The organism is Pseudomonas sp. FP215, from assembly GCF_030687795.1.
Classification (GTDB): Bacteria; Pseudomonadota; Gammaproteobacteria; order Pseudomonadales; family Pseudomonadaceae; genus Aquipseudomonas; species Aquipseudomonas salmasensis.
Genome location: NZ_CP117447.1, coordinates 4,865,287 through 4,888,705, shown reverse-complemented (window position 1 = coordinate 4,888,705; position 23,419 = coordinate 4,865,287). Strand labels below are relative to the sequence as shown.

Here is a 23,419-nt window from a genome sequence, read left to right as displayed (position 1 = left end):
CTGGTGCGACGCTGAACCTGTGGCGAGGGAGCTTGCTCCCGTGACGACCTGACAGCTGACACTTATCTACCTGCCGCCCCGCGATCAAACTGTGGGAGCTGGCTTGCCTGCGATGACGGCCTGACAGTCAACACAGTTGGATTGGGTACATATCCATTGCTGCGGTAACGGCGACTTAGGGTTCCGCCCTGACGGCGGCTCACTTTCGAAAAGCGCGAAAGTAAGCAAAGCGCTCTTGCCCCACCACTCGGCACCTCGCCTAGGCTCGGTGTGCCCGTAATCCGCCAGTGATTTGGGGGGCCGCCGCCACGCGCCATCCATGGCGCGGGGCGGCTAAACCGGCATCCCTGCCGGTTTACCCCCCAAATCCCTGTCGAATTCCGGCCAGCGTGGTTTGACGGGGCGCTTAAGATCAAGATCAAAAGCAGATCAAAAGCAGATCAAGAGCGGCTCGCTTCGCATCGTGGTTACCGTCTGCTGCTAAAGCCCACAAAGTTATGTAGATACCTATGCTGCGATAGCATCACCTCGGTGTAATTGATAAACCGAGGTGTTTGCATCGCAGGCAAGCCCACATTATTTATTCTTCCTCGCTGCCCTCAGCACGCCAGTAACCCACGGCCTTGAGGTATTGCTCGTTGACCTTGTGCGTGTCCAGCAGCACCCGCCGTACCTGGCGCGACAGCTTGGTTTCGGTGGCGACGAAGCTGTACAGCGTGCCGCTGGGCAAGGTCAGGTTGCGCACCACGTCGAGCAGGTCGTCCTGGCCGCGCAGCACCCAGATCACTTCCACCTTGGCTGCGCTGCTGAGCACCTGCTGTTCCGCCGCATCCGCGATTTCAATCACCGCCAATACCTTGCGCCCCGCGGGCAGCTCTTCCAGGCGCCGAGCGATGGCCGGGATCGCCGTTTCATCACCAATCAGCAAGTAGCTGTCGAAGATATCCGGCACGATCATCGAGCCCCGTGGCCCGCCTATGTACAGATGCTGACCGACCTGAACCTGCTCGGCCCAGGTGGAGGCAGGGCCATCGCCGTGCAGCACAAAGTCGATGTCCAACTCGCCAATGCTCAGGTCATAACGCCGTGGCGTGTAGTCGCGCATCGCCGGTTGCGGGCCGTCGCCCTTGATGCTGAAGCTCGGGCTTTCCAGCGCCGCTTGCTCTTGGGCGTTCTGCGGGAACAACAACTTGATGTGGTCGTCGCTGCCCAGGCTGACAAACCCCGCAAGCTCAGGGCCGCCCAGGGTGACGCGGCGCATGCGCGGGGTGATATCGACCACCCGCAGTACTTGCAGGCGGCGGCGTTTGATTTCGTGGGTCACGCGATGAATGGTTTGAGTGTTCATTGGTCTGTCCCGTCGGCAATGGCTTGGGCGGTGCGATTGAGCAGCGCCGCGACACGAATGATTTCTTCCGGGCTCCAATGCCCGTTATGCGAATGCAAGGCGTGGCGCAGGTTGTGCACCGCCTCGTGGATCTCTGGTGGGCGGTCGTGGCCACGCAGCGAGCGCTTGCTGACATCCAGGCGCATGCGCACACCGTCCAGGGCAACGGCTTGCTCGCTCAAGAAGAGACGACCGGGGTCGGTGATTGTGTAGCGTTTTTTTCCGCCATCGGCGTCGCCGCTGATCAGCTCGCTCTCTTCAAGAAAGGTCAGGGTGGGGTAGATCACGCCGGGGCTGGGGCTGTAGGCGCCGTCGAACAAGCCCTCGATGCGCCGGATCAGGTCGTAGCCATGGCAAGGTTGCTCGGCGATCAGTGACAACAGCAGCAGCTTCAGGTCGCCAGGGGCGAACACCCGTGGGCCGCGACCGCCGCGTTTTTCAAACTCGCCGCGATGTTCGTGTTTCATGGGCAGGTCCTCTGTGCAGGTTTAGATATAACGTAAGATATATCTTAATGCTAAGGATAGTGCCTGGCGACCAACGGTCGTTGGCGGCTGCACAGGCTTGGTCCACTAAGCAACTAACAACTATTGGACCTGATTGGATTTTAGAGCTATAACTTTAATTAGAGTTGTGGCTCGAATTTATATCTGGACTTGTTGTTTGCCAGGCGCTGCTTAGTCTTGTGGTACGCTTCTTACAGCAACTTCTTTAGCGTATTTTTAGCGTGTAGCTTATTTCCTACGGATACTTTTAAAGTTTTGGCGAAATGCCATCTTTTTCGCTCAAGCCCTGTTTACAAGGGCTACGTGCGTTTTCGAATGTGCCTGCATACCTGCTTTTAGTTTCGGTTGATCATTGTCTGGCAGTGCGTAGTTCAACTAACCACGCCTGCTAATTCTTTGTTAGGGACCTCCTTGGCAATGAACCACTCAATGTTGTCAACTACAGGTATTGACCATGTTCAAGAAGTTTGCTGTTGCTGTTCCCCTGGCTGTACTCGCGCTGTCTTCCTCGGTAACGGCTATCGCTGCCGGTGAAACCAGCCACACCGTCAACCTCAAGGCAAACATCCCCACCACCGTGTTCCACGCCCAGCCACGTGACCCGAACTGGGGCCGTGACGAAACCATGACCTACAACCTGGTCAGCGGTGAGTTGGCGCCCCTGAGCGCCATCTACGACATCAAGAACACCAACGGTTCGGTTCATGCCTACATCGAAGGCGGCCCGGCTGTGCTGTTCAACGGTGATGCCGCGCAGAACATCGCGCTGACCACCACCCTCAATGGCGTGACCCTGACCGGCTCGCCGCAGGAAGTGGTCAACGAAGCCGACTCCACCCCAGGCATTGGCGCGGAAATGCGCATCATCGCGGCCAAGCCTTCGGCGACTCAACGCGGTTCCTACACCGCAGTGATGCCGGTGGTATTCGACGCGGTATTGCCAACGCCTTGATGCCAATGAATGCCCGTTGAACACGGGCATTTGCTTGCAGGTCGGCTGACTTTCCCTCCTCGGTCCGCCGGCCTGATTTTCTCTCCAGTCTTTTGGCATACAGAGTGTTCCGTTCATGTTTCCGATGACGCCTATCGCGGCTGCGCTTGCGCTGTTGATGTGTACGAGTGCCCTGGCCGCACCTGCTGCCTCGGGCGCTTTGACGACGGGCAGCCTGCTGAGCCAGGCCCAAGGCCTGCCGGCTGGTTTTACCGATCACTTTTTCGACGTGCCGCTGGCCGTGCGCATAGACCTTGACCAGCAGTTGCTGGGCGAGGCGCTGATTGTGTTGACCCGGGATGATCGCGTCACCTTGCTCGAATTCACCGACACCGCTGACAGCAAAGTGCCCGCCGCTACCCGCGACACCTGGCAAGCGCTGTTGGAAAAAGGCGTGGCGCTGGGCACCTGTACCCAGTCCTGCCCGGAAAAAATGCTCTCGGCGTTCTACAACCTGGAAAACTCCCAGTTGGCGATCATCACCCAGAATGTCGAGCTCAACGACGATGCACCGCGCTTCTACGCGCAACCGGAAGGCGGCAGCCTCGGGCTGATCGTCAACAACCAGCTCAACCTCAACGGTGGCCAGGACAACAAACTGGGCGGGCGCTACGGGTTGCAAGCCAGTTCCAGCGTCGGCAACTGGAGCCAGGTATTCAACCTGCAACTGGCGCGACAGAGTGGCGATAACGAACAGATGCGCCACGCGATCCATGAACTGTACACCCAACGAGAAATGCAAGGGCAGTTTTTCCGCCTGGGCCATTTCACCCCCAATTCCGATGGCCTGACCCGTCAACTGCGCAGCTTCGGCGCCAGCCCCGATACGGCGCTGGGCCTGATGTATGGCAGTTCCGACAGCCTGGCCATCAACAATGCCAAGCCCAGCGTGTACCCGATCTACGTCACCGCCAACCGCCAGGCGGCGGTGGAGATCTACCGCAACGGCCTGTTGATCAACACTCAAGCCGTGGCGGCTGGCCTGCAAACCCTCGACACCCGGACACTGCCCGGCGGCATCTATGAAGTGGAAGTGCGCCTGGTAGAAGATGGCCTGACCACCAGCACCACCCAGGAGCTGGTGTACAAGCCCAGCAACTGGCGCAACGCCGAAGACCCATGGCGCTACAACCTGTTCGCCGGGCGCGAGACCAAGCTGTTCAGTAACTGGGACGAACAAGCCTCTGGCGCAATGACCGCCGGCGCTTCCATTAACTACCTGCTGCACCCACGGGTGATCCTCGGCCTGTCGGCGCGCCAAGTGCGAGAACAACTGCAATACGGCGGTTCGGTGGACTGGACGGTGGCCAACAACACCAGCCTCTACACCAACCTGTATCAAACCCAGGACCACGGCACCGGCATGGACCTGCAAGCGCTCTACACCTTGGGCGCGACCAACCTGGTGTTCAGCCACAACCGCAGTTGGCTCGACACCCGCGACACCTACGAAACCCTGCCGGACGGCACCCGCCTGCGCCGCAATACCTTCGTGGGCGAGGCCAGCAACACGGCGCTGTCGGTCAACCACCGGCTCGATGCGAAAAACACCCTGAACATGCGCCTGTCCCACAGCGAAGGCAATGTCGAGGGCGCCGGTATCGACCTGGGCTGGAGCCGCCACGACAACCTGTTCGGCAGCGATGCCAACTGGCGTTTCTCGGTGTTCGACCGGCCCGGCAGCGCGGGCACCAACGACCGGCGCAACCGAGGCGTGGATGTGAGCGTCAGCGTCAATCTGGGCCGTGACGGTCGGCAGATCTCCGGCAGCATCGGCACCCGCACCGCCCGTGATGGCGGCCGCGACAACAACGCTTCGGTGACCCTGCGCCAAGACCTCACCGACCACTTCCTGCAAAGCGTCTCGGCCACGGCGATCACCGACACCTACGGCGTCGGCCTGTCAGGCATGGCCAGCTTCAGTACGGACGCGGTCAGCGGTGACGGTTTTGTGCAGCGCAGTTCCTTCAACGGCGACCTCAGCGGCGGCTTGAACCTCAACAGCACCCTGGTTGCCGGGGCCGGCAAGGTATTGCTGAGCAGCCAGTACCAGGGCAACGGCGCCGGCATGATCATCGATGTAGAAACCGACCTCGACGAGATCGCCCTGCGCGCCGACGACATGGGCGGCGGCAGCACCCTGCTGAGGCCTGGGCGCAACTACGTGCCGGTCTCGGCCTACAAGAGCAGCAGTGTGGCGTTCGACTTTGAAGGCAACCACCCACCGGCGGCCAATATCCAGCCGGCACGTTCCAGTTACCACCTGAACAAGGGCGGCGTGGACTATCGCAAGGTCAGCGTGATGAAAACCGTCACCGTGCTGGGCCGATTGCTGGATGAACGCGGCGCACCCTTGCGCGGCCATCACGTGATCAACCATGCCAGCCGCGGGGTCAGCGAAGTGGACGGGTTCTTCTCCATGGAAATGAGCTCCAGCTCGCCCACCCTGCAAGTGCGCTACCAGAACCAGTTGCTGTGCCAGTTCCGTCTGGACCCGAGCAACGTGCCGAGTGAAAGCGACGTGTTGATGATCGGTGATCTGCGCTGTACGCCGGATACCTTGGCCGAAGTCGCCCATGCGTCAGAGGCGGCCGGATGAGTTTTTCACCCACAACAACCTGTGTTCGCAGCAACGAGTTGATCAGCATGAACAAGCCTGGCAACACAACGTGGCGCGCTGTCGTATTGGCCGCTTTGTTGTGTTCGTTCATCCCTTTGAGCCTTGCGGCCACGCAAGACATCACCGCTGAATTCCGACCGGATCCCAGCAATCCCATGGTGAACAGGTTCACCAATACCACCCCACAGAGCGGGGTGTGCCCCGGGCATATGCCGGCACGCTGTGAGGCGTTGGGGATTTTCAGTATCCGCACCTGGGACATCAACTTTGTCGCCAGCGGCCCGATAGCCGCCAACCATGCGGATCCGCGTCAAGGCCTGATGTTCAAGGTTCCCTCCGAGTGGCGCAGTTTCGAGGTGGTCTCACCCAAGGGCGACCGCAAAACCGTGGAGATGCGCATCTCTGGTATTGGCAGCCGTTTCAATACAACCAACCCTCCGGGCGTGCATGCCTGGAGTTCGTTACCCGCCAACTGGACGCATGCACCTTCCCCGTGCCAATACACCGGCATGTGGGCGGCGGCCCCCACATTTAGGCTGTGGTTCTGGCTGGTACCGGAAGGTGCCGGTGCGTGCAATTTAGTGACGCCGTTCGATGTTCCCTCCTCCAGTTTCAGCATGCTTGAGTACACGTATGAGCTGAGGACGCCTAATCCTCTGGACATGGACGCTGGGCAATACAGAGGGTCGATTACTTACGGAGTCGGGCCGCATCAGGATTTCGATTTTGGTGACATTTACCAGCCAAACGATGATGTGTTGACCTTCAACTTCGACCTTCGGGTAGAGCACAACCTCAAGGTGGACCTACCACCGGGGGGCAACCGTGTCGAGCTGTTGCCCGAGGGGGGCTGGCAGGCGTGGCTCAATCGCGGGCGGCAACCGGCGCGGCTGTTTCGCGACCAGACCGTCGTCATCTCCGCCAGTACCCGCTTCAAGATGCAACTGGAATGCAGCCTGGCCATCGGCAACACCTGTGGCCTGCGTAATGACGTAGGGGATGAGGTGCCGTTGCAGGTCGGCGTGACCCTGCCTTTCGGCCTGCGTGATCAGTACGGCCAGGCGGTGGACAAGCTGCCCCTGCGCCTGGACGGCAGCGGCTCCGAGCTGTTCCAGCCCGGCCACTACGTTAATAACCGCCCGGCCAGCCTGCACTTTGCCGTGGAGCGCGACGACGTCAAGGAGATGCTCAAACACCCGGGCAGCACCTACAACGGCGTGGTCACCGTGATCTGGGATTCGGAAGTCTAGGCGGGCATTTATCGCATATCAGCCCCTGGGCTGGGTTCAATCATTGAGGCGTAATCAAACATGAAACATGCAGTGTTATCGGTCGGGCTGTTGCTGCTGTCGTTGACCGCTCAGGCGGGGCCGGCAATCAATGTCGGCGTGGTGTATGACTACCTGGAAGGTGATCGCAGTTCCTACCTCAAGCGTGTCTACAACGGTGGCACCAGCACCGCGTTTATCAAGGTCAATGTGCTGGAGATCGTCTACAACGCCGATGGCACGTCCAGGGAAGTGCCCGTTGCCTCGATGACCGACGCCAAGGGCGCCGCCACCAACCGCGACGGCCTGATGGCCAGCCCGGCGCGGCTGATCGTGCCGGCCGGCGGGCGCCAGGGCACGCGGTTGCTGTACATGGGCCAGCGTGACAAGGAGCGGTATTTCCGCGTGCGCTTCATTCCGGTGGTGCCGGAAAAAGAAGACGACTTTGCCGTCACCGACGAAGAGCGGGCCGATTACAAGGATGCGCTGGCGGCCGGGGTCAACGTCATGGCCGGTTACGGCACGGTGTTCTTCGTACGCCCACAGAACACCCGTTTCGACACGCAGATCAGCCAGACCGTCAACCAGTACACCTTGCGTAACGCTGGCAACAGTGTGGTGGTGCTCGATGAATTCAGGGATTGCTCGGTGGTGAAGAAAACCGACTGTGAAGCCACCACCAAGCACCACATCCTGCCCGGCCGCCAGCTGGTGTTCGAGAAAAAGCCCGAGCGCCAGTTCAGTTTCCAGCTGATCGAAGGCCGCGACAAAAAACCGATGACGGTCAACAGCAACGGGTGATGACAATGTTCAAGCAACTGACGGCACTGGCGGTACTGATGACCCCTGTGTTCCTGGGCGAGCCGGCGCAGGCGTTCCAGGAGCGGCACAGCTTCGATGTGTCGGTGACCATCCCGATCGAAGAGGCCTATGTGCTGCCCTCCGAACCTGACTGGATGGGCCATGACCAGGTTTTGGCGTGGGACTTGGCGACGGCGCGTCTGGGCCGCCTGCGCAAGAATTTCGACGTCAAGAACATCAATGGCGGCGTGACCGCGCGCCTGGGCGACATGCCGTATTTGCTGAGTGGGCGCAACCGTATCGACTTGCAGGTGCTGTTCAATCGGGTGCCGTTGACGTTGGACTCCACCCCGGTACTCAACGCCGACGAGGCGCGCACGGGCCGGCGCGCCGAACTGGAGATCTCAGCCATCGAGCCGCAGGACGGTTACAAGGGCGGGGATTATTACGGCACGGTGCACTTGATGTTCGATTTCCCCGCGCCGTGAGCCCGGTGTGTGAAACCCCCAGCGCCGCAGATTCGGAGTGTTTATGCAGTTGATCACCGCAACCAAAAAATGGCTGGGGCCTTGGGCGCTGGCGCTAGGCGTCGGGTGGGCGAGCCTGCCCGTGCAGGCGCTGGAACAAAATATCTCGGCGGTGTTCCGCCCGGACCCGACCAACCCCATGGTCAATAAATTCCAGAACACCACACCCCATAGTGGCATCTGCGCCTGGCACGTGCCGGCGCTTTGCGAGTCACTCAACACCTTCAGTATTCGTACCGACGCGTTGGCGTTCGACTCGATCGCGCCCATCGAGGCGAACCATGAAGACCCGCGTAAAGGCGCGTACTTCAAGGTGCCCTCTGCCTGGCGCGACGTGCAGGTAACTCATGTCGCTACTGGCGAACTTGAAACGGTGCAGATGCGCATCGCCGGCTTCGGTGGCCGATGGAGCCTGAGTGGTGGCGCGCGGGTGGGGGTGTGGTCCCGTGATGGAAACTCCTGGGATTATCCCTGGCGTTACGGTATGGGGGATTGCCGGGGCGTCGGCTACATTGCGGCGGCCATCACTTACGCGTTGTACTTCTGGACCATTCCGGAAAATGCGGGTGCGTGCAATGTGGTCCCCAGCTTGCCTATTCCGCGGATGAGGTATAACCCCGTCGAGTATGGCTATGAACTCAAGACCCCCAACCCGTTGGGCATGGCCAGTGGTGAATACCGCGGTTCGGTCACGTACAGCATCGGACCGGGCGGGGATTTTGACCTGGGTGATGTGATGATACCCAACGACAACGTATTGACCTTCAACTTCACCCTGTCGGTAGAGCACAACCTCAAGGTGGACCTGCCGCCGGGAGGTAACCGCATCGAATTGCTGCCCGAAGGCGGCTGGCAAGTCTGGCTCAATCGTGGGCGGCAACCGGCGCGGCTGTTCCGTGACCAGACTTTCGTGATCTCTTCTAGCGGGCGTTTCAAGATGCAGCTCGAATGCAGCCTGGCCATCGGCAACACCTGCGGCCTGCGCAACGGAGCGGGCGAAGAGGTGCCGCTGCAGGTCGGGGTGACCTTGCCTTATGGCTTGCAAGACCAGTACGGCCAAGCCGTGAACAAGCTGCCCTTGCGCCTGGACGGTAGCGGCACCGAGCTGTTCCAACCCGGCTATTACGTCAACAACCGCCCCGCGAGCCTGCATTTTGCCGTGGAGCGAGATGACGTGAAGGAAATGCTCAAACAACCCGGCAGCACCTACACGGGGGTGGTCACGGTGATCTGGGATTCGGAGGTCTAGGTTCCCCGTCCCCCTCCCTTGCAGAGAGGGGGCAACCTCTGATCACGGTGTTATAAGCGGCGTTCAAACCCACGTCTTTTATAAGGGCATCAATCAAGTCATCCAGCGTTGAGTAACGTTTATTTTGCAACTGCGCCAACGATCAATATAGAACTTCCCTTGAGCATTAGTTTGAATAGGGGTGGACACTATTCGCGCATTATTGGAACGGTAGAGCAAAGTGGCTTGAATCGGTAAAGCCTGTGGGTCAACCACGAAACGACGGGAGGCTTGGCTTGAGCGCGCAGGCCGGAGTCGATTTCAAGCAGGTGGCTGCGTATCTCTTGAAGCGTCGGTGGTGTGGCTGGCAAGGGAGCCGTCGTTCCGGGCCGGGTTCAGACCAGGGGCTGGGCGGAGGTGCCTGCCCGTGAGTAGTCAATAGGGGTTGTTTGCGCTGGTGTAACGGGAATGCCCAAGCGCTCTAGGCGCTTTACCTGTGTGGGGTTGTGCCTGAGGAATGTGCCGTCTTTGGGAGATACGTATTTCATCCAGGAGTCGATGTGAATGTGGTTATCAAAGGCATATGTAGTGACGTCCGCTTTGGTGACCGGTGTTGTTCTCGGAGTTTGCGGCCGCAGGTATAACTTGTCCCAGTCCAGAAGATGTTGGTCCGTGATCTGGCTTCTCTTGCCCGATGGAAGGTTGGCCAGCCTTATCGATCGGGTCAGGCCGACTGGGGTCAATTTACCTTTCGTGGTTATGTAGATTTTCCACACCGTTGGATTAATACGATGTGCTCTGAAAAAAGCGTCCGCAGCTGCCTGGGTTTCATCGCCGAGCCCTACCCAGGTATTGAACAGGTCGTCTGTAAACTTTGCGTACCCTTGCGTGGGCACGGGCCTGAGCCTGGCTATCCCCGCCGTGTTTATCTCGCCGGTCAGCCTTACTACTTTATTCCACGTCTTGAGCGGGATCGCTCGGTTTCTAAAAAAAGTTGTAGGGTCTAGGGTTGTCAGCGGGTTGGCTGCCTGGGCAGCGACATGCGCCTCCCACTCCCTGAGTGCAAGTGTGAGTGCACTCTCGACTTTTGGCGTGCCGCCGGGCAAACGGTTCAACGTGTCCAACTCCCAGCGTTGGTTGGCCAGTTTACGCAGCTTGAAAGGCGTAAACCCACCACTCGGCGTGAGTACCGGGGCAACCAGCCCATTGGGGTCGTAGAGGTTGAACGAGTCCTGAATCCGAAACACCTGCTCTTTGCCTTTTCCATCGACGCCGCGGACCAACAAGGTGCGCAGAGCGTCGGGCGTGCGATAGATACCGGTGCCTTCGGACAGCGATGAGCCGGCCGGAATGCCGCCCTTGACCACCAGGTTGGGGCTCGCTTGTTGGAAGGCTCTCTCATAGGTCGTCAGGTCGGGCTTGGGCATGTTTCTCGCGGGTCGAAGCAGTATCTGCAAAGGCTTGATGCCAATACCGGCGGTGCGTGCAGCGCCGGTGGCCGTGGTAGTGGCCGTTGCGATCTCGAACAGGACACGCTCCTTACCTGCGTGGCGTGCAATTAACCCTGCAACGTTTTGCCCCACTTTGCGTAGGGACTGCACCGTGGTTTGCCCCATCCGGCCCAGCCATCTGAAGGCGGAAGATGTCAACTGACCGCCCCAGGGGAACCCGCTCAGAACAGTCGTAGCCACTTCAACGCCGAACATCACTTTGTTGAACAGGGATTGGTAAGCCAACTCCTCATTGGTCACGCTTTCAGTATCGGTTTTTTCCAGTAGATACAGGTAGTTTTGCCGGTACAGCCCCGCCAGCACATCGCCTGTATAGGCGACCAGGCGATGATTGAGCAGTCGTGTGCCTGCCGGTAGACGCGCCTTGAGATAAGCCTGCCAGGCGGAACTGTGCATCAGCTTGATCAGTGCCGCTTCGTTGGCTATTTCCCTGAGCTCCAGGCCGTCGGGTGCATGCGGGGTATAGAGCACCAGCGTTGCATCGGCGGCGGTGGAAAGTAGCAAAATGCCGTTTACGGTCTGCCCACCGCGCCCGTCGGGCGCGGTGCCGGTCGGATTGAATACCAGGGCATTGGCGATGATTGTCTGTCCATCGACCGGTTGCCGTACCTTGGGGTTGGGCGCGGCGAGCACTGCCGCCATCCAGGCAGCGGCTTTTTTTTGAAGGTTGTCACTGGCCAATGCTGTGCTATAGGCATCCGGGCTCAAGCGGGCCAACATGGCCGCATAGTCCAGGGCGGCCGCCTGGCTTGCCATCCAGGCTTTTCTCAAGGCTTGGGCATCGGCCGTCGTGGCCTGCGGATCGAGGTGTTTTTTGAGGATGTTCTCGGTGTACTCGTGGCCGATGTTCAGCTCTTCGACCCACTGTTCAAGGCGTTCTTTGCCCACGGTAATGGCTTTACCCTTTTCATCGGTCACCCACTTACCTTGCGAGGTGATCAGCGTTGCTTCCAGCAGGTCGTCTTCGGTCCAGGTGAGGCTCTGCTCCCAGGGTTTATTATTTTTCAACAGCAGGTTGGTCAGGCTTATGCGGGTGCTCGCCACAGCTTCATGCGTTGAGCCAAAACCGGCGCCGGCACTGACACGGGTTCGGGTGGTACGAATGACCATCGTCTGGTCCGGGTCAATGCCTTGTGCGGGGTAGTCTGGCAGGAAGGCGCGTATCTTAAGCAGTACCTGTTGCTTGGCATACGCTGCCAGTGTGGGGATCAGAGCGTGCCATTGCTTGCCCAGTTCATTTTGTTTCTCGTCCGTGATGCGGGCTTGGTCTTGCAATGCCTTCTTGTCCTGCGGACTCAAGCGTTTTTCCCAGTCCGGCCGCCAATGTTTCAGCAGTCGCTGGTTGCGCGCCACAAATGCCTCTGCCATGTCCAACAACTCGACCAGTTCCGCAAGGCCATTGCTTTGGGTATCCGGTTCGCCCTCGGTCAGGCTCAGGATGGCTTCGATGTCAGACTGCTGTTTGTCCAGCAACGCTTGAATGTTGTCGGCGACAAAATCGCTTTCTATCGGTGCAAAGGTGTCGCGCAGGTCACTGCCCCATAACCCGGTTTTGCTACGCAGCACCAGCAGCGGTAAACCGGTGACCAATAGCCTGCCGGTGTCCTCGCCGGTATTGATGCGTGTTTTTAGCGTGTCGTGCAGCGCTTGCAGGCTTGCGAACTCTTCAAAGCCTTGGTTCGGGGTATACAGCACTATCGTGCCTGCTACAGTCCTGCGGGTACTGAGGTTTTTGTGCCCGTAGGGCCAGCGGGGAAGTGTCGGGCGGGAGTCGTCGCTTGCGGTCAGGACGAAGCTGCCGGCCAGGCGTACACCCTCTGCGTCACCGGTGTTCAGGGTCAATTGATACACCCCAGGTCGGTTTCCGTGGCCGAAGGCGGCTTCACGCCGAGCCAAGGTCGGGTAGCGCAGCGCACGATCAATCAGCAGTTTGGCCTGCGGGCTCAAGGTATTGTCGGCCATGCCCAGACGCGCTTGCACATCCAGAACTTGACGGTGCACCTCTGTCAGCCTGGCTTGGGGGCAGGCCAATTCAGGCGCTATGGGGGTATGCCAGTAAGTGGTGATGTGTGTGGTCAACTTGGCCAGCAGGGTTTCCGCCAGGGTGGTCAGTGTGCCGGTATACGGGATCTGGTCGGCAGCGCTGAAGGCTGTGGCGCTGCTGAAGACGCCTTCGGTGTGGCTCGCTTGGTCCTGGGGTTCATCTGCCCCGCGCAATAGGGTGCAAAGCGCCTCCAACAGGGTTTGCGAGGATTCAAAATGGCGCTGGCCGCCGCTGTCGGTGCGGTAGCGGTTGACATACAAACCGGACGGTTTGGTCTCGGGCGGCAGCTGTGCAAAGGTCTCCTTGAGCAGGGCTGACAACACACCCTCCAGCGAAGGATGTTTGTGTGGGGCCAGTATGTAGTCGATCTGCTGGTTGAGGGAGTTCCAAAGCTGTATCAACTGCGCCTGCTGTTCAGGGACCGGCGGGGTATGGGCGAGGGCGGGCGTGGTCATTGGGTCTACGGGTTCAGGCAAGCGGGCTCTCAAGCCGGGGCCGCCCTTGAGTGGCAGTGCCAGGGTTGCACTCAGCTCGGTCGCCAAGGCCTCGAACGTGGTATGGGCGGTACTGAAGGCTCGGTCAATATCGGCATCTTGCTGGTCGCGCTGGGCTTGCAGGCACGCGCTGAATACAGGGCCGGTGATAGGCGTGTAGCGCAAGTTCTGCCCACTGCGTAACCCCTCGTCGACTACACCTCGTTGGCTGAGTGCGATGTTGGTGAGCAGCCGACTTTTTTCGGCGCCGGCTACCAGGCGCCTGCGCAGGGTGTTCTCCATAGCGGGGAAATGCTGGAATACCTCCACCCCAAATTGCGGGGTGTAAAGCACAGTCGCTCGGCTCCCGTGCAAGCGCTCGGTGAGTACGAAGCAGCCGTTCAGCGCCGCAGACCATTCGGGCGAGCCCGTCGAGTACAGGGTGATCGTTACCGCCTGCGGGCGTGTGGCGGTGCCCGAGGTCTCATGGAGCACCAGGTTGTCGATTAACTGCCGGCCCTCGGTGTGTACCTTCAGGTGGGCCTTGGCTGCGGTAACGTCCGCCAGGGCTTGAGCGTCGGTGGGTTTGTCCTGCAACGCCTGCTCGGCCTGTGTGACCTGTTGCAGGGCATCGTGTGTTTTCAGATCCGACTCCAGTACAAACACCTCACGTTGTTTTTGACTGATGGCTTCAAACACGCTCAGGGCGCCGGTGGCGGCCTGGACAGACGTCCAGAACACCTCCAGCCTGCGTGAGTAGAGTGCCAGACTGTCGTGTCGCAGATTGTCGATCAATTGGTTGAAAGCGGTGACCTCAAGTGCAGTTATTTCGCCGTTGCGGCCAGTATCGAGGGGGCGTGAGTAGAAGCCCACTGCCTGCTCGAACGTGCCGGTTTGCGGTTCTTTGGTACGCTCGGTCGGTTTTCTTCCGGTGGCAATAGCCTCCTCAAGCACCTGCCTCAGGTTGCGTGCGCGGGTGAGGCGAGGTTCCCGTGTGAGGCTTTCCGAGGCGTCCGTCGCCGGGGGCGCGTACTCATACTCGTTAAGAAAAACCGCGTCGGGATCAAGCGGGTTGCCGGGCACAAGGTTGGCCAGTGCCTGGCGTAACTCGGCGGCCATCAATGTGGCGACGTTTGGCTGGGCATCCAGCAGATGCTCGATGGCGGTGAGGCAGACGGGTAACCGGCGTAGCAGGTCTTCGGTGGGGGGAAGTGGGAGTAAAGACATAACCTGGGTTTCCTGTAGAAATAGGGTGAGGGCACCCCTCGTGAGTCGAACAATCGACTCCACCTAAACTACTAACCCTGAGCATAGGGGCGACCCTACATAACCACCGCATGGACCTTTTATCGCTACGTTGAATTGTTGCCTACTCAGTGCGTGCTTACACTGGGCTGGCACAGGGTCTGGTTGCCCGGCTTCAAATACGGCATCAACATCGGCGCCATGCCTTTGAGCACTTGCACCGGCAACGCCGAGGTGAACTTGAAACCTTGCGCCGAACTGCCAGGCACAAATGCGGTGAGCGTGCCGAAGTGATGGTCACCAATAAAAAACACAAACGTGGCGGTGCGGTTGATCGACTTGGAACTGATCAAGCGCCCGCCCGCGCCCATTGCCTGGATGCGGTTATCGCCCGTGCCGGTCTTGCCGCCCATGGCCATTGGCGTGCCGTCGGCCTGGGTGAAACTGCCCGACACGCGCTTGGCCGTGCCAGCGTCCACCACCCGTGACAACGCCCCGCGCAAGGCACTGGCGACTTCGGACGGCATCACCCGTTTGCCGGGGTCGGGTGTGTTGACCACGCGGGTCTCGTAAGGGGTGCCGGCGGCAAAATGCAGGCTGTCGATGCGCAGCACTTTGCCGCGCACCCCGTCGTTGAGGATGATGCCCATCAGTTCGGCAAGCGCGGCGGGGCGGTCTCCCGAGCTGCCAATGGCGGTGGCCAGTGACGGCACCAGATGATCGAAAGGGTACCCCACCGCTTGCCAGCGCTGATGGATATCCAGGAATGCTTCGACTTCCAGCATGGTGCGGATCCGGCTGTCACGCGCGCCTTGATGACGGCTCTTGAACAGCCAGCTGTACACCTCCTGGCGCTCGAACTGACTGGCCTTGACCATCTCGGTGAAGGTGGCCTGTGGGTGGTTGAGCAGGTAACCGAGCAACCATAGGTCCAGGGGGTGGACCTTGGCGATATAGCCCTGGTCGGGCAGGTCGTAGGTGCCGGGGCCGTAATCTTTGTACAGGCGTTGCAGGCGCTCGTCGCTGAGGGCAGTGGTGTTTTTTACACCGGTCAGGTGGGAGCGCACGAAGCGGTTGAAAGTGTCCGGGTTTGCTTCAGGAAACAGGTAGCGATGCACGGCCGCCAAGCGGATCGCGGTGGGGTGCAGGCTGTCGAGGAAGGTTTCCAGGCGCGCCTGGGTGTCTTTTTTCTGGTACTTCTTCCAGAACTTGAGCAGGAAGGTGGTGCCTTCGCGGTCGGCGAATCGGGCCAGGTATTCTTGGCGGCGTGGGTCGCCGTCATCCTTGAGCAATTGTGCGCTGTTGTTGGCGCCCGCGTAGGTGACGTAGCGCGTCAGGTCGCGCATGAGGCGAATGAACGGCAGGTTGATCGACTCGCGCAGCGCGTCACGCAATGTGGGGCTGCGGCCGTTGTCTTCGTTGCGAAAGTTGTGAAAGTAATGCATCCCGCCACCCGTGAAAAACCCTTCGTTGGGGCTGGCTGAATAGGTGCGGTCCAGGGCCGCCTCTAGCATGGCTGCCAGGGATTTATCCGGGGCCTGCAGCAAGTAATCGATGGCCCAGCGACTGAGCCGGTCCTGCTCGGCGATGTCGGCTTTTTTCAACGTCGCCGGGGTTTGGGTGGCGTAGCGATCATGCAGTTCGCTGATGATTTGCAGGTAGGTGGTGAGCACCCGCAACTTGGCGGTGGAGCCCAGTTCCAGCTTGCTGCCTTCGTTGATATCGAAGGGCTGGTCGGTGTTGTCGGTTTGCACCCGCACCCGTGAGCCGTCGGCGGTGCGTTCGAACAGCGTAAAGCTGTAGCGCACTTGCGGCGTGCTGGCAGGCGTCAGCAGGCGTTCGCCGAGCAGGCCGATGTTGCCCGCGAATACCGGGTCGGCCAGTTGCTTGAGGTAGGCGGTGACCTGGGTTTGCAGCTCGGCCTGCAAGGTGCTGGTGGCTGCGAGGTCAAGGCGGTCGAGGTCGTACAGGGGCCGGTTGAGCAGGGCCGCCAGGCGGCTGCGGGCCACGCTCACGCCCTTGTTGCTGTCGATCGGTTGCAGTGTGGGCTGTTGCAGCCAGTCGCGATAAGTGACGCGCGCGGCCAGGGCGGCCTTGAGCAGCGGCGGGTCGATCACCGCGTTCTGCGCCAGCAGCCGCAGGTGGCTGTCGGTAAGTTGCTTGAGTTCGTCGCGACCGTTGGCCAGGTAATGGGAAGGGCGGCGCTGGGCGATCATCAACGACAACACCTCACGCAGCGCCAAGCCCCGCGCCGCCAGGCTGGCCGGTGTGGTGGCGGTGTCCTGAAGAGCGCGGTTGACCTGGGCGAAATCGGCGCCGTACCACACCCGCAACCCTTCGGCCATGCCATGCACTTCGCCATGGCCCGGCACGGCCGACAGAGGCACGCTGTTGAGGTAATCGCGCACTATGTTGCGCCGCGCCGCAAGCGTATCGGGGCCATGCTGGTAAGCGCGCACGCTGGCGGAGAGCATCTGGCGGATTTTTTCGCTGCCCGACAGGGTCAGGCCGTCGGGCGAGTGGCGGTACTTTTCCAGCTGGGTGGCCAGGGTGCTACCGCCCGCCGCCTGCCCCGGCAGGTGCAACTGGCGCGCCACCTGCGACCACGCCGCCTTGGCAAAGCGCGGCCAGTCCACGGCCGGGTTGGCTTGCGCGGGCTCGGGATCGAGCAGCGTACGGTTTTCGATAAACAGCAGGCTGTGGATCATCAGCGGCGGAATGTCATCGAAGCGGGCGTAAAGCTGGGTCGGGTAATTGAATTGATACAGCGGTGCTGCGCGGCAATCGGTGAGGGTCAAGCCGGCCTGGATTTTCTCGGCGTAGGGGATAAACAGGCCATGACGGCTGTAGTCCATCAACGCCTCGGAAAAGCGCGCCTGGGATTCGATCATGTAATTGCGCTTGAGCAAGCGCGGCAGGAACTCGCCCAGGGCGCTGTAGCCCAACCGCTGATCGAAGGGGCCTGCGCCTGGGTACACCATTGCATCGCTGGCGCCGGGGGCCACCTGGTAGGTCAGCTTCGCCGCCCATTCGCTGAATACGCGGGCCTGCCAGCGTGAGGTCTGCACCTCCCGATGCACGGCGAAAGCCAGGGCGATCAAGGCCATCAACACAATCAGCCAGCCCACGCGACGCCAGGGTCTGGTTTTTTTCGGCAAAGGCGCTGGTGACGGGCTGTCGGGGTCGAGGTCAGCCTGGGTGGCATTGGTGTGCTGCAGAGCGCCCATAGTCGATTGATCCATTCCTACAGATTGATCGGACTTGTCTGAAGCGTAGACGCAGTTTGCCTGCGTCACGAGGTTTGTCGGGCAGAGGATTTTTCTGTGGGAGCGGGCTTGCCTGCGAAGGCGGCCTGCCAGCCGACACTTATCTACCTGCCGCCCGGCGATCAAATTGTGGGAGCTGGCTTGCCTGCGATAGCGGCCTGACAGCCAACGCTTATCTACCAGACGCCCCGCGATCCAACTGTGGGAGCGGGCTTGCTCGCGAAGGCGGCCTGACAGGCGACACAGATACCGAGTACATATCCATTTCTGCCGTAACGGCCACTTAGGGTTCCGCCCTGACGGCGGCTCACTTTGCAAAAGCGGCAAAGTAAGCAAAACGCTCTTGCCCCACCACTCGGCACCTCGCCGGGGCTCGGTGTGCCCGTAATTCGCCAGTGATTTGGGGGGCCGCCGCCACGCGCCATCCATGGCGCGGGGCGGCTAAACCGGCATCCCTGCCGGTTTACCCCCCAAATCCCTGTCGAATTCCGGCCAGCGTGGTTTAACGGGGCGCCTAAGATCACAAGCAGATCAAGAGCAAGATCAAGAGCGACTCGCTTCGCATCGTGGTTAGCGTTGAGCGCTGCAGAGTTGTGTAGATACCTATGGCTATCGCAAGCAAGCCAGCTCCCGCAGTGGTCATGTATGGCTCACAAAATTAGCGCCTGGCACATCTCCTGTAGAGCTAACTGTTTACAGCCGTCAACGCTGCGCCAGCCAGTAGCGTCTGCGGTTTAGCCGCATACCGAGCCCTCCATGATGCCCCTCGATACTTCTGCAGACTCACCCCGCCAAACCACCCTCGAGCAAATCGAAACCCTGTTTCGCGAGCCGCCCTCATTGCTAGTGGTTGCGCAAGACAGCGCCCAGGCCTACTTGGACCAGCACCTGGGTACCGGCATATGGCGAGCCGGCCTGATCTACATCGGCACTCCCAACGACAGCGACGGCACGCTGGCTTACCAATCCCTGGCCGAGCGTGTGGTGCAGCGGCTGGCCAGCGCGAAAACCATGTTGCTGGTGCCGGAGTTTCATAAGGTCGTGCAGCGGCGTCGCGAGGTCTTCGAGCCGGGCGGGCCGGCTCTTGCGCAGCTTGAGCCGCTGATCAACCGCTGCGGCGCGCTCTTGCTCAGCGCCTATGCGCAACGCCTGCAAGCCTGGTGGCGTGAAGCATTGCCGGTGGACATGACGCGCTGGGGTTACCTCTCGGACGACCTGCTGGCCTTGCTGTACGACTCACCCAAACCGCCTGGCTTGAGCCAAGCGCAATTCGCCACGCTGTTCCCCAGGCATCTGCTGCACCCCGTGCGGCCAGACCGACAATGGAATGCTCAGGGTGAAGCCTTGCGCGTACAGGCGTTGTACCAGCCAGGCCCGGACGGGCCGCAGATGCTGCCGGTGCTGGTGCTCAGCCATGGGCAGCAAGCCCTGGTGTTCAGCCCCGCCAGTGGTATCCACCCGCTAGCCCGCCTGGACGACGTCGCCGCGCTATTACCGGCCTATGGTGCGGTAGGCCAATGGTTTGTCCAGGACGTTGAGGGCGATCCCTTCGATGCCCTGGCGGCCAGTTACCTGGCGCAGCAATTGCGCGACATCGACAGCATCGACCGCCACCAACCCCTGTTGTCGGGGCAGCATCAGAGGCTGTTGGACCACATCACCGACCCACGTCGCTGGTTCGTTGCCAGCCTGACTCCCTTGCAACAGACCCTGCGCAGCGCCATGCCAAACTGGCTTGCCCAGGCCGACGATGCCGACAGCATCGCCTATGCGCGCCTGCTCCAGAACCTGGTGCTGGCCCGCCAGCGCAGCAACGGCCAGCACTTTCTGGACGGCATTGACTCGATCCGGCAGTTTGCCGACAACGCCTTGCAAACCTGTCTGCACACTGAGCCCGCTGCCCAGAAGCTGCGCGCGCAAGATATCCAACTGACATTCAATCGCGTGGTTGCCGCCGCCGTCCCGGTGGAGGGAGGCTTTATCGCCGGCGAAGTGGACCCGGTCACCCTGACCATGACCGAACTGGCCCTGGAAAACCTGGCCGGCTTTCCCCATACCGCCAGCGACATCACCCTCAAGGGCGCCAAAGCTCCCAAGTGGCTGACCTACAGCCTGCTCCAACGCTGTGTGACCAAGGCCGACGTGGGCCAGGCCTACCCGGACCTGCTGAAGAAAAAACTGCTGGATGACCCGCAAGAGTCGGCGCGCCGTTTGCAGTTGTTCCAGGCCCAGTTGCGGGTGCAACTGCCGATGCTGGCGCTGGCGTTGAAGATCAAGGCCGAACAGGGCCTGACCGAAGCTGGCTTTCAATGTGTGCACGCCGCGTTGCAAGCCTCGGCTGCTCAACGCAAAGTGCAAGGCCGGGCCATGGCCGTGTGGCCGTTGGCGTTCAAGGCTGCGCCCGGTGCGGTGACGGACGAGGTGACCAACCAGTTCATCATCGGGCCTCGGGATGAAAGTGTTGGCGTGCACCTGTTGTACCGACCTTTGCTGACGCCGACGCTGCAGGCGTTCGTGTCCATCCGGGCACTGCTTGACGCGATCAAGGCCCCGGGTGCCTTGCAAGACCAGGTACTGGCGTGGCTGGCCCCGGCGCGGCAAGCGGTGTATGCCCACGGTGGTTTCAACGAGCCGCATATCCGCCACTTTTTGCCTGGCGATGAGTTCACCGCTTATGAAAAACCGGCGCCGGTGCAACTCAGCAAGCAACTGAGTACCGAGGACCCCGCCCGCCTGATTTTCCACGGCACTGCCAAGGCGCTGGTGGCGTTGGCCGACCGGCAATCGGTGTCGAATGCCGAGCAACGCTGGGCGCAGTTGAAACAGGCCGGCTGGTTGCTGTTGGGTGCCGTGCTGCCGTTTGCCGGCGAGCCGTTGATGCTGGGCGGGTGGTTGCTGCAATTGGTGGACAGCCTGCAAAGCGATATCCAGCGCCTGGCCAGCGATGATCCGCAGGCCAAGAGCGCGGCGGTGATGGATGTGTTGACCAACCTCATGGTGATCCTCGCTCATCAGGCGGCGCCCCACGACCCCCTGCGGCCTCTGCAACTGGAGGCGCCGGTGTTTGCCTCGCTGGCGCGGCCAGAATCGAGCCCGCCAGTGCCGACGCAGGTGCCGGTGCCCATGCGCTTCACTGCGCCGGCCGGCTGGGCCAATGCCCGCGGCAATCTGAATGCCGCACAGATCGCACGGGCGCGCGGCCTCAGTCTCCGGGCTTTTTCCGGTTCATGGGCCGGGGCCGAGCAAAGCGGACCGCAGCGTGGCTTGCTGCGCGATACCTCGCACACCCCGGCGCAGTGGCAGGCGCTGATACGCGGGCACCTGTACCGCGTCACGGACAAAGCCGGTGCGGTGCGGGTAGTCAGCGCCGATGGCAGCACCCTGGGGCCCTGGTTGAAACCTTTGGGCGAGGGGCAATGGGATTTCGATGGGCAGTTGCGCCTGGCGGGCGGCAATGCCGACGCCGCCGTCGACGCCAAGTTGAAGGCCGGCGAGGCGTCGCTGTCGAGCCTTGCGCAGCAATACCGCGAGGCAGGTCGCAGGCGGGCAAGGGCCAACGCGACGATGGAAGTGGCACGCCATCTGGCGCGGGAAACAACCAGCAAGGTCAGCGAGGAACAACGGGCCACGTTGCGCGAGCGTTACCGCAAGGAACTGCAAAACAAGGTGCAATGTTCCCAAGAGGAACTGCAATTGCTGATGCGCATGCGTGAAATCAAGCCACGCCCCCATTATGAGCAGGAGCTGTGTGAAGTCCTTGAGTCGCTGATTTTGAGCCTGCGTTTGCTGGATGTGCACATGCGTGAGCAGATGGCGCAGATCAATGATCGCATCAAGCCGTTGCTGGAGGTGCTGGAGAACGAGAGCGAAGACGAAGCCGGCTCCGACCTCAACCGCCAGGCCCACGCCGACCTTGACTTGCGCATGCGTGAACAGGTCGACGCCGAAGAGTCTGCGATCCATTGGCGCACCCTGGAGCGCGCCTACCTGGACCAACTGCAAGCGGTGCCACGCCTGGGGCGTAACAAGGCGCGTGCGCTGGCGGCGGATGTACCGGCGCGCCCATCGATCCTCGACCTGCAAGCCTTGCAACTGGTCACCTTGTGGGGCATCACCATCAGTATCGAGGGCCCGCCCTTGGAGGAAGAGTTTTTCGACAGCTTTAACCAAGTGATCAATCGTGCCCGCTGGGCCAGTCGCTCCCTGGCCGAGCTGGAAAACATGCCCGCCACCCATGAAGAGCGGGTCGAGCTGCTCAAGAGCTTCAGTCATGTCTATGCCACGACCGATGATCATATTCATTTCTGGCGCGCCATGGCCCCGGACACCTTCGACCTGGCTAACCTGGAAAAACTCCAGGCCTTGCTGGCCAGCCTGCATCAGCATGTGGAGCAAGCGCTGGCCGATTTGCTCGCGCCGCCACCAGGCACCAGGCCGGCTAAGCCAGCCCAGGCGACGGGTGCACGACAGAAAAAGATCATTCGCACCCGCAACCGTGATGTGTACGTCGCCCGTATCAAGGCGCCGACCCGGGTCGGCGACACCGGCACGGCGGAACTGGTTGATAACAAAGGCACTGTGATTGCCACCTTCACCGAGGCGCAGGACGGTGTATGGGAACCGCTGGAGCCGCCGGCCAGGCCGCGTGTGGCCAACCCGCAATTGGGTGCGTTGATGAACAAGGGGCAACGCTTGCTGGCAGATGTCGACAAGGCCATCGACAACGTGCAGGCCATGACTGGCAAGTGCGAGCCGCAGTCGCTGCAGGCCTTGCTCGCGGCGCAGGCCAACAGCCGGCGGATGCTCGCCGCCGATATCGACAGCAAACTGCGCCAGTTGGACGTGTCGAGGTTGGCGGCGACGCAACAGGCCAACGCCCGCGTCCGGGCCAGCGACCTTCGGGCCGCGGCGGTGCGTCTGGATGCAGCGGGTGTACAGGCGCGGGTGCATGCCAGCAAGCTCAAGTTGAGCAGCGCGGAAGATGTGGATTTTCTGCACTCACTCAATGAGGTACGCATTGTGAGGCAGGGCGCACGCGTGCCGATCAAAGGCAAGCCTCGGGACTTCTTACAGGTGTACGCCGTCGTGGACAGCCACACCGGCCAGCCACTGTGCTACGCGCATTTTCACTACGACAGCCGCGTAGGACCGGACGACCATTACAAAGACGATGCTGCCCACCTCAAGAGCCCCGAGCAGGAACGGTTGGGGCGCCAGGCCCAGGCCGAGGTGGAGGCCCAGGCGTTTGCGCGCATCCGCACCGGCCAGACCGGGCGCGTGCGACAAACCCTGGAAATCGAGCGCGCGAGCATTTCCCGACGCCTGGCCAGGCGCCTGTTTTTCAGTGTGGACTGAGGCGCGCTGGATAAGCCTGTGTTTTTAAAGTTATGTAATACTCTGCGCCGTTTTGCCCTGGCAGGGCCGGTCTAGACAGCGGGAAGCCGATCCGTCGAAGCCGATTTTTCCGGGGCTTATCGCCAAATTTTGCCGTTTATTGAGTGAAAAGCCCTATCGGTAGCTTTTTATACTGCACGCCCCGCTGTCCTGGCCGC

The 23,419-nt window shown here is 61.0% G+C and carries 11 protein-coding genes; 7 read left to right on the top strand and 4 right to left on the bottom strand.

Annotation, left to right across the window (positions count from 1 at the left end):
- Nucleotides 1–580 precede the first annotated feature (580 nt).
- Together PSH76_RS22150 and PSH76_RS22145 are read right to left on the bottom strand one after the other, a co-directional pair.
- Complete coding sequence (locus tag PSH76_RS22150; protein ID WP_069558862.1) at nt 581–1,348, bottom strand: siderophore-interacting protein; 768 nt, start codon at nt 1,346–1,348, stop codon at nt 581–583.
- Nucleotides 1,345–1,854 carry a PadR family transcriptional regulator gene (locus tag PSH76_RS22145; RefSeq protein WP_078802544.1) on the bottom strand — a complete coding sequence of 170 codons (510 nt, stop codon included), beginning with the start codon at nt 1,852–1,854 and terminating at the stop codon, nt 1,345–1,347. The genes PSH76_RS22150 and PSH76_RS22145 overlap by 4 nt, the downstream gene beginning before the upstream one ends.
- Nucleotides 1,855–2,347: 493 nt before the next feature.
- On the opposite strand from PSH76_RS22145, the gene PSH76_RS22140 reads away from it, so the two are divergent.
- The 6 genes from PSH76_RS22140 to PSH76_RS22115 all read left to right on the top strand — a co-directional run bounded on the left by PSH76_RS22140 (nt 2,348) and on the right by PSH76_RS22115 (nt 9,349).
- Entirely contained in the window at nt 2,348–2,845 is a 498-nt protein-coding gene (locus tag PSH76_RS22140; protein ID WP_078466740.1) for a CS1 type fimbrial major subunit, read from the top strand.
- A 115-nt stretch (nt 2,846–2,960) separates the two neighbouring features.
- Nucleotides 2,961–5,483 carry a CS1-pili formation C-terminal domain-containing protein gene (locus PSH76_RS22135; RefSeq protein ID WP_032893366.1) on the top strand — a complete coding sequence of 841 codons (2,523 nt, stop codon included), beginning with the start codon at nt 2,961–2,963 and terminating at the stop codon, nt 5,481–5,483.
- A gap of 176 nt (nt 5,484–5,659) precedes the next feature.
- Nucleotides 5,660–6,754, top strand: a complete 1,095-nt coding sequence (locus PSH76_RS22130; protein WP_032897600.1) for a hypothetical protein — start codon at nt 5,660–5,662, stop codon at nt 6,752–6,754.
- A 60-nt stretch (nt 6,755–6,814) separates the two neighbouring features.
- A complete protein-coding gene (locus PSH76_RS22125; RefSeq protein ID WP_305492922.1) occupies nt 6,815–7,573 on the top strand; it encodes a molecular chaperone in 759 nt (252 codons plus the stop codon).
- Nucleotides 7,574–7,578: 5 nt separating this feature from the next.
- Nucleotides 7,579–8,061 carry a CS1 type fimbrial major subunit gene (locus tag PSH76_RS22120; RefSeq protein ID WP_305492921.1) on the top strand — a complete coding sequence of 161 codons (483 nt, stop codon included), beginning with the start codon at nt 7,579–7,581 and terminating at the stop codon, nt 8,059–8,061.
- Nucleotides 8,062–8,104: 43 nt separating this feature from the next.
- Nucleotides 8,105–9,349, top strand: coding sequence for a hypothetical protein (locus PSH76_RS22115; protein ID WP_305492920.1), 1,245 nt, complete (start codon nt 8,105–8,107; stop codon nt 9,347–9,349).
- Between the two features lie 374 nt (nt 9,350–9,723).
- Here the strand turns inward: PSH76_RS22115 and PSH76_RS22110 are convergent, their stop codons facing one another.
- Both PSH76_RS22110 and PSH76_RS22105 read right to left on the bottom strand, forming a co-directional pair.
- On the bottom strand, nt 9,724–14,583 hold the full coding sequence (locus PSH76_RS22110; protein ID WP_305492919.1) for a dermonecrotic toxin domain-containing protein: 4,860 nt from the start codon (nt 14,581–14,583) through the stop codon (nt 9,724–9,726).
- A gap of 146 nt (nt 14,584–14,729) precedes the next feature.
- Nucleotides 14,730–17,828, bottom strand: a complete 3,099-nt coding sequence (locus PSH76_RS22105) for a transglycosylase domain-containing protein (protein WP_305492918.1) — start codon at nt 17,826–17,828, stop codon at nt 14,730–14,732.
- Between the two features lie 795 nt (nt 17,829–18,623).
- Between PSH76_RS22105 and PSH76_RS22100 the strand changes: the two genes are divergently transcribed.
- A complete protein-coding gene (locus tag PSH76_RS22100; protein WP_305492917.1) occupies nt 18,624–23,222 on the top strand; it encodes a hypothetical protein in 4,599 nt (1,532 codons plus the stop codon).
- The last annotated feature ends 197 nt before the right edge of the window (nt 23,223–23,419 follow it).

Coding starts and splice junctions, on each gene's coding strand:
- PSH76_RS22150 (WP_069558862.1), bottom strand. CDS start 1,348: ATGAACACTCAAACCATTCATCGCGTGACCCACGAAATCAAACGCCGC.
- PSH76_RS22145 (WP_078802544.1), bottom strand. CDS start 1,854: ATGAAACACGAACATCGCGGCGAGTTTGAAAAACGCGGCGGTCGCGGC.
- PSH76_RS22140 (WP_078466740.1), top strand. CDS start 2,348: ATGTTCAAGAAGTTTGCTGTTGCTGTTCCCCTGGCTGTACTCGCGCTG.
- PSH76_RS22135 (WP_032893366.1), top strand. CDS start 2,961: ATGTTTCCGATGACGCCTATCGCGGCTGCGCTTGCGCTGTTGATGTGT.
- PSH76_RS22130 (WP_032897600.1), top strand. CDS start 5,660: ATGGTGAACAGGTTCACCAATACCACCCCACAGAGCGGGGTGTGCCCC.
- PSH76_RS22125 (WP_305492922.1), top strand. CDS start 6,815: ATGAAACATGCAGTGTTATCGGTCGGGCTGTTGCTGCTGTCGTTGACC.
- PSH76_RS22120 (WP_305492921.1), top strand. CDS start 7,579: ATGTTCAAGCAACTGACGGCACTGGCGGTACTGATGACCCCTGTGTTC.
- PSH76_RS22115 (WP_305492920.1), top strand. CDS start 8,105: ATGCAGTTGATCACCGCAACCAAAAAATGGCTGGGGCCTTGGGCGCTG.
- PSH76_RS22110 (WP_305492919.1), bottom strand. CDS start 14,583: ATGTCTTTACTCCCACTTCCCCCCACCGAAGACCTGCTACGCCGGTTA.
- PSH76_RS22105 (WP_305492918.1), bottom strand. CDS start 17,828: ATGGGCGCTCTGCAGCACACCAATGCCACCCAGGCTGACCTCGACCCC.
- PSH76_RS22100 (WP_305492917.1), top strand. CDS start 18,624: ATGATGCCCCTCGATACTTCTGCAGACTCACCCCGCCAAACCACCCTC.